The organism is Thiobacillus sp. 65-1402 (genome assembly GCF_001897685.1).
GTDB lineage: Bacteria > Pseudomonadota > Gammaproteobacteria > Burkholderiales > Thiobacillaceae > Thiobacillus.
Map to the genome: position 1 here is coordinate 1 of NZ_MKUG01000150.1, position 5,647 is coordinate 5,647.

General features: G+C 65.0%; 5 protein-coding genes and 1 pseudogene. All 6 read left to right on the forward strand.

Annotated features, from left to right (window positions below):
* Positions 1-1,045 (forward strand): DNA gyrase C-terminal beta-propeller domain-containing protein (locus BGO62_RS11545; RefSeq protein ID WP_296642549.1); only part of this gene is annotated, 1,045 nt, incomplete at its 5' end.
* 3 nt (positions 1,046-1,048) lie between these two features.
* The gene (gene serC, locus BGO62_RS11550; protein ID WP_296642551.1) at positions 1,049-2,128 is read left to right on the forward strand and encodes a 3-phosphoserine/phosphohydroxythreonine transaminase; all 1,080 of its coding nucleotides are present in this window, start codon (positions 1,049-1,051) and stop codon (positions 2,126-2,128) included.
* A gap of 5 nt (positions 2,129-2,133) precedes the next feature.
* Positions 2,134-3,309, forward strand: a complete 1,176-nt coding sequence (locus tag BGO62_RS11555; protein ID WP_296642555.1) for a phosphoglycerate dehydrogenase — start codon at positions 2,134-2,136, stop codon at positions 3,307-3,309.
* Positions 3,309-4,376 carry a prephenate dehydratase gene (gene pheA, locus BGO62_RS11560; RefSeq protein WP_296642558.1) on the forward strand — a complete coding sequence of 356 codons (1,068 nt, stop codon included), beginning with the start codon at positions 3,309-3,311 and terminating at the stop codon, positions 4,374-4,376. The genes BGO62_RS11555 and pheA overlap by 1 nt, the downstream gene beginning before the upstream one ends.
* Entirely contained in the window at positions 4,373-5,467 is a 1,095-nt protein-coding gene (hisC, locus tag BGO62_RS11565; RefSeq protein WP_296642557.1) for a histidinol-phosphate transaminase, read from the forward strand. Before pheA ends, hisC begins: the two co-directional genes overlap by 4 nt.
* Positions 5,464-5,647, forward strand: a pseudogene (locus BGO62_RS11570) (prephenate dehydrogenase/arogenate dehydrogenase family protein); the annotation flags it as partial. The gene hisC and the pseudogene BGO62_RS11570, both read left to right, overlap by 4 nt.

Sequence of the window (5,647 nt, forward strand, 5' to 3'; positions counted from 1 at the left end):
GGAACTGACCCAGGTCCGCGACCAGTTCGGCGACGCGCGCCGCTCGACCATCGTCGAGAACGCGCAGGACATGTCGATGGAAGACCTGATCAAGCCGGAGGAAATGGTCGTCACCCTGTCGCACGGCGGCTACATGAAGTCGCAGCCGATCGACGACTACCGCGCGCAGAAGCGCGGCGGGCGCGGCAAGCAGGCGGCGGGGACCAAGGACGAGGACTTCATCGAGAAGATGTTCATCGCCAACACCCACGACTACATCCTTTGCTTCTCCAACCGCGGCCGCCTGTACTGGCTCAAGGTCTACAACGTGCCGCAGGGCGGGCGCAACGCGCGCGGCAAGCCGATCGTCAACCTGCTGCCGCTGGAAGAGGGCGAGAAGATCAACGCGCTCTTGCCGGTCAAGACCTTCGACGACGACCACTATGTGTTCATGGCGACCAGCAACGGCATCGTCAAGAAAACGCCTTTGAGCGACTTCTCGCGTCCGCGCACCGCAGGCATCATCGCGGTGGGCCTCGACGAGGGCGACTTCCTCATCGGCGCCTCGATCACCGACGGCCGCCACGACGTCATGCTGTTCTCCGACGGCGGCAAGGCGGTGCGCTTCGACGAGAACGACGTGCGCCCGATGGGCCGCACCGCGCGCGGCGTGATCGGCATGAAGCTCGCCAAGGGCAAGAAGCTGATTTCGCTCCTGGTGGCGGAAGACGAGAACGATTTCGTGCTGACCGCGACCGAGAACGGCTACGGCAAGCGCACGCCGATCGCCGAATACACCCGCCATGCACGCGCGACGCAGGGCATGATCGCGATCCAGACCAGCGAGCGCAACGGCCGCGTCGTGGCGGCAACGCTGGTGAAGGAAGACGACGAAATCATGCTGATCACCACCGGCGGCGTGCTGATCCGCACCCGGGTCAAGGAAATTCGGGCGATGAGCCGCGCGACGCAGGGCGTCACGCTGATCAACCTGGACAAGGGCGAGACTTTGATCAGCCTGGAAAAAGTGGCTGAAACCGACAACGAAGAGGAATTGGGGGACTAAAGCATGACGATCTACAACTTCAGCGCCGGCCCGGCCGTGCTGCCCAGGGACGTATTGCAACAGGTGCAGGCCGAACTGGTCGACTGGCACGGCTCCGGCATGTCGGTGATGGAAATGAGCCACCGCGGCAAGGAATTCATGGGCATCGCCGCCGAGGCCGAAGCCGACCTGCGCGAGGTGATGGGCATTCCTGCCAACTACAAGGTGCTGTTCCTGCAGGGCGGCGCGTCCGCCCAGTTCGCCATGGTGCCGATGAACCTGCTGCGCGGCAAAGCCGGCGCCGATTACCTGAACACCGGCGAATGGTCGAAGAAGGCCATCAAGGAAGCCAAGAAATACGGCGCGGTGAACGTGGTGGCATCGAGCGAGGACAGGAACTTCAGCTACGCGCCGGCGCAGGACCAGTGGAAGCTCGACCCCAACGCGGCCTACGTCCACTACACCCCCAACGAAACCATCGGCGGGGTGGAAATCTTCTGGACCCCCGACACCGGCAGCGTGCCGCTGGTGGCGGACATGTCGTCGACCATCCTGTCGCGCCCGATCGACGTGTCGAAATTCGGCCTGATCTACGCCGGCGCGCAGAAGAACATCGGCCCGGCCGGGCTGACCATCGTCATCGTGCGCGATGATCTCATCGGCGAGACGCTGAAAGGCACGCCGACCATGTTCGACTACAAGATCCACGCCGACAACGAGTCGATGTACAACACGCCGCCTACCTTCGCCATGTATACGGCAGGGCTGGTGTTCAAGTGGCTGAAGAAGAATGGCGGCCTCGCGGCGATGGAAAAAACCAACCGCGAAAAAGCCGGCCTGCTGTACAGCAAGCTGGATTCGACCGGCTTCTACAATTCGCCGGTGGCACAGGACAACCGTTCGCTGATGAACGTGCCGTTCACGCTGAAAGACGCAGCCCTCGACGAAGCCTTCCTCAAGGGCGCCAAGGAACGCGGCCTGCTGCAACTGAAGGGCCATCGCTCGGTCGGCGGCATGCGCGCCTCGATCTACAACGCCATGCCGCTCGAAGGCGTGCGTGCGCTGGTCGACTACATGGACGCATTCGAAAAACAGCAGGGGTGACCGCGATGGCTGCGCCGCGCAAAATCCTGACCCTGAACGCCATCTCCGCGAAGGGACTGGCGCGCCTGCCCGAGCATTACACCGTCGGTGGCGACATCGCCGACCCGGACGGCATCCTGGTGCGTTCGGCCAACATGCACGAGATGGAGATTCCGGCCTCGGTGCAGGCGATCGCCCGTGCCGGTGCCGGCACCAACAACATTCCGGTGAAGAAGCTGTCGGAGCGCGGGGTGCCGGTGTTCAACGCGCCCGGCGCGAACGCCAATGCGGTGAAGGAACTGGTAATCGCCGGGATGCTGATTGCCGCGCGCAACCTAGTGCCGGCGCTGCGCTTCGTCGAAGGCCTGAGCGGAACCGACGAAGAACAGCACAAGGCGACCGAAGCCGGCAAGAAGCGGTTTGCCGGCAGCGAATTGCCCGGCCGCACGCTGGGCGTGATCGGCCTGGGTGCCATCGGCTCCTACGTGGCCGAAGCCGCGATCAAGCTGGGCATGAACGTGGTCGGCTATGACCCGGCTATCACGGTCGATGCCGCGTGGCGCCTGCCATCGCAGGTCAAGCGCGCGGAGAACGTCGAGGACGTGCTGCGCGTGGCGGATTTCGTCAGCCTGCATGTGCCGCTGATCGACGCCACGCGTAATCTCATCAATGCCCAGCGCATCGGCGCGATGCGCCCCGATGCCGTGCTGCTGAATTTTGCGCGCGAAGGGGTGGTCGACAACGCCGCGGTGATCGAGGCGCTCGATGCCAACAAGCTGCACGCCTACATCTGCGACTTTCCGGCCAACGCGCTGAAGGGCCACGCCAAGGTCGTCGCGCTGCCGCACCTCGGCGCCTCCACCGAGGAAGCCGAGGAAAACTGCGCGGTGATGGTGGCGGAGCAGCTCGCCGACTATCTGGAAAACGGCAACATCCTCAATTCGGTCAATTTCCCCAACGTCAGCATGGCTCGTGAATCGGCTTTCCGCATTGCGATCGCCAATGCCAACGTTCCCAACATGGTGGGGCAGATTTCGTCGGTGCTGGCAGCGGCGGGGCTCAACATCCACAACATGGTCAACAAATCCAAGGGTGAGATGGCGTATACGCTGGTCGATGTGGACAGTGCGGTGGTCCCGGGTGTGATGCAGCAGCTGGCAGCCATTTCCGGCGTGCTTGCCGTGCGCAACTTGCCGGCATGATGGACGACGCGCTGAAGTCGCTGCGCGCGCGCATCGACACGATCGATGACGCGATCCTCAAGCTGGTGTCGGAGCGTGCGGGCATAGCCCAACAGGTCGGGCGCGCCAAGAAGGGCGAAAAAATCTATCGCCCCGAGCGTGAGGCCCAGATCGTGCGCCGCCTGCGCGAAACCAATCCGGGACCGCTCGACGGCGACACCGTCGAGCGCCTGATCCGTGAAGTCATGTCGGCCTGCCGGGCGCTGGAACAGAACATCCGCGTGGCCTACCTGGGCCCGGCCGGCACCTTCAGCCAGGCTGCCGCCTACAAGCATTTCGGCCATGCCGTCGAGGCGGTTGCCGAAGCCGATATCGACGCCTGTTTCCGCGCCGTCGAAACCGGACGCGCCGATTTTGCCGTGGTGCCGGTGGAAAATTCCACCGAGGGTGCGATTTCGCGCACGCTCGATCTGATCGTCGCCAGCCCGCTCAGGATCTGCGGCGAGATCATGCTGCCGATTCACCAGAACCTGATGCGCAAAAGCGCGGATCTGGAAGGCATCGACCGCGTCTATGGCCACGCCCAGTCGCTCGCACAGTGCCAGAACTGGCTCAACCGGCACCTGCCCCGGGCCGAGCGGGTGAGCGTCGTCAGCAACAGCGAAGGCGCGCGGCGTGCCGCTGCAGAACCCGCGGCTGCCACGCTTGGCAGCGATGCGGCCGCGGAGCTGTATGGCCTTGCCGTCGTCGAGGCGCGCATCGAGGACGAAGCCGGCAATACCACCCGTTTTCTCGTCCTGGCGCTGACCGATGCCGCGCCGTCCGGCCGCGACAAGACCTCGCTCGTCGTCGGCGTGCACAATCAGCCCGGCGCCATCGTCAAATTGCTGCAACCGCTGGCCGACGCCGGGGTTTCCATGAGCAAGCTCGAATCGCGTCCGGCGCGTTCGGCCAACTGGGAATACCTGTTCTTCGTCGTCTGCGAAGGCCATCGGCAGGACGCCAAACTCGCCGCCACGCTCGCCGAAATCGAGTCGCGCGCCGCTTTCCTCAAGATTCTCGGTTCCTACCCCGCTGCACAGTCATGAATTGTTGCGATCTCGCTCCCGCCCACATTCGCGCCATCGCGCCTTATCGTCCCGGCAAGCCCATCTCCGAGCTTGCGCGCGAACTGGGGCTGGACGAGGCCGACATCGTCAAGCTGGCGTCGAATGAAAACCCGCTCGGCCCCAGCCCCGCCGCACTGGTTGCGGCGCAGGATGCGCTGCACGACATGGCTCTGTACCCCGACGGCGCCGGCTTTGCGCTGAAGGCGGGGCTGTCGGCGAAGCTGGGGGTCGCGGCGAATCAGATCGTGCTGGGCAACGGCTCGAACGATGTGCTGGACATGGCGGCGCGCGCGTTTCTCGGCCCGGCTGCGTCGGCGGTGTATGCGCAGCATGCGTTCGCCGTTTATCCCATCGCCACGCTGACCGCGGGGGCGGCATGCATCGAGGTGGCGGCCAGGGATTACGGCCACGATCTCGATGCCATGCGCGCGGCGATCCGCGACGATACGCGGGTGCTGTGGATCGCCAACCCCAACAACCCGACCGGCACCTTCCTGCCGTGGGCGCAGATCGAGGCGTTTCTCGAAACCGTGCCGCCGCAGGTGCTGGTGGTGCTGGATGAGGCCTACGGCGAATACCTGCCGCCAGCCGAGCGCTGCGACACCGCGGCCTGGCTGGCGCGCTTTCCCAATCTGTTGATCAGCCGCACCTTTTCCAAGGCGTATGGCCTGGCCGGACTGCGCGTCGGCTACGGCCTGGGCAGCGCCGGCGTGATCGATCTGCTGAACCGGGTGCGCCATCCCTTCAACGTCAACACGCCCGCCCTGGCGGCAGCCGAAGCGGCGCTCGGCGACGAGGCATTCCTGGCGCGCAGCTATGCATTGAACGCCGCCGGCATGGCGCAACTGGTGGCAGGGCTGGCCGAAATGGGCGTCGAAACCGTGCCGTCGAAAGGCAATTTCCTGCTGGCCAAGGTCGGCGCTGCCGCGCGGATCAACGCCGAGCTGCTGAAACGCGGCGTGATCGTGCGGCCGGTCGACAATTACGGCCTGCCCGAATTCCTCCGCGTGTCGGTCGGGCTTGCCGCGCAGAATGCCCGTTTCCTCGATGCCCTGAGAACGTGCCTGTGATCGTCGAAAAGCTCGCCGTCGTCGGCGTCGGCCTGATCGGCGGATCGTTTGCAGCGGCATTGAAACAGGCCGGCGCAGTGCGCGAGGTGCTGGGGGTGGGGCGCAATCCGGCGAGCCTGGAAGCTGCGCTTGCAGGCGGTCTGATCGACCGCGCCGCCGGCTGGGCGGAAGCCGGGCAGG